The sequence below is a fragment of the Candidatus Saccharimonadales bacterium genome (genome assembly GCA_036397795.1).
Lineage (GTDB): Bacteria > Patescibacteriota > Saccharimonadia > Saccharimonadales > DASWIF01 > DASWIF01.
Window position 1 is genome coordinate 1 of the sequence record DASWIF010000064.1, and the last position, 1,522, is coordinate 1,522.

The 1,522-nt window shown below is 48.9% G+C and carries 1 protein-coding gene; it reads left to right on the plus strand.

The genetic code is table 11. The annotated features are described in order from the left end of the window. Positions 1–414: 414 nt before the first annotated feature. A complete protein-coding gene (gene murB, locus VGA08_03815) occupies positions 415–1,380 on the plus strand; it encodes a UDP-N-acetylmuramate dehydrogenase (GenBank protein ID HEX9679720.1) in 966 nt (321 codons plus the stop codon). Positions 1,381–1,522: the final 142 nt, after the last annotated feature.

A 1,522-nucleotide genomic window follows, 5' to 3' on the forward strand; every position in this document is an offset into this window, starting at 1 on the left:
TGTTTTGCCCAAGGGCTGGAACGCCGCTTCTCCACCAACAACTGCGGTTTTTGGAGCTGATACCCCGTGGGTACCGTTAGTCGCGTCCACCTTGACTTAAACTCACAATAACCGCGAGCCGGGGTGGTTTACGAGGGCGTCGAGATAAAGCGACCGGTTCGATTCTGGCCCGGAGGAAAGGCCGTTTGGAAGTTACGAACCTTTGTTGTGGGCCCACTGCCGACATGGTCGGCATTTCGCTCTCTCGCGCTTGACTCGTAAACCGCGGTCTGACCGTAAGCATTAGCCAGAACCGACTCTTGAAAGAAGAGTAATTTCTAGCTTAGTCCTTGGTTTTGATTGGGTCAAGGTAAAGTTATCAACCAGTTATCCACTCAACTTGAAAATACTCTAAAATACGCTATAATCAGGCATATGCTTGAAAAACTCAAACAGCTCATAGACGAAACGGTTCAGGGAAATGAGCCGATGGCAAATCAAGTCACGTTTAAAATTGGTGGGCCGGCCAAGTATTTTTTTATCGCCCGTAATAGCGACCAGCTCCTCAAGGCTTGTCAGGCCGCGGATCAACTTGGCATCCGTTTTGCCGTGATTGGCTTGGGCAGTAACGTTATAGTTGCCGACCAGGGGTTTGACGGCTTGGTCGTCAAGCTGACTGACGGTATTATTGAGTTGAAAGATGAGCGAGCGATGTCCGAGGCCGGCGCGGATTTACAAAAACTTGTTACCCTCACCACGCGAGCCGGGCTTTCTGGTTTGGAGAAGCTGGCCGGAATTCCGTCCAGCGTTGGCGGCGCGGTTCGGGGTAATGCCGGCGCGTTTGGCCAGGAAATAAAGGATGTGGTAGACACGGTTGAGATATATCGTGACGGCCGAGTTGAAACATTAAGTAATTCGGATTGTCATTTTACGTACCGGCATAGTATTTTTAAAGATCAACCCGGCGTGTTATTGCGCGTGAATTTACAGCTCAAACGGTCAACTCCCAAAGAAATGACCGCGGCCGCGGCTTTAACGCTTGAAAACCGGAAACATTTACCGACCGAGCCGAGTGCCGGCTGTATTTTTAAAAATATTGAATTGAGTCGAGTGGAGGTTGATAAAGCCCGAGTCATGCGCGCGCTGGATATTACCGAAGAGCAATACGCTCAGGCCACCAAGTTCGGCAAACTGCCGGTCGGCTTTATTCTGGACAAACTCGGTTACGCCGGCGAAAAAATTGGCGGTATCCAAGTTTCACCCAAACACTGCGCCTATATGATTAATACCGGTGACGGCAAGGCCGAGCATGTCGTGATTTTCGCTTCTAAAATCAAGATGCGGGTTCGCAACGAGCTGGGTATCCAGCTTCAGGAAGAAGTCCAGCTTTTGGGGTTTTAGTAATTTGTCTTTTTGATTTTTGCTGCCAGAGAACGGCAGGCTTGCCGATCTCGAATTTTTCAGGTATACTAGACCTGCTTTGAACACGTTTTTTGTTAAACTATATGGCTTTCTTAAACAAAATTTTCGGTGACCCAAATGT

What these genes read in the sequence shown, in the direction of transcription:
- murB (HEX9679720.1), top strand. Translation starts at nt 415, where the DNA reads ATGCTTGAAAAACTCAAACAGCTCATAGACGAAACGGTTCAGGGAAAT.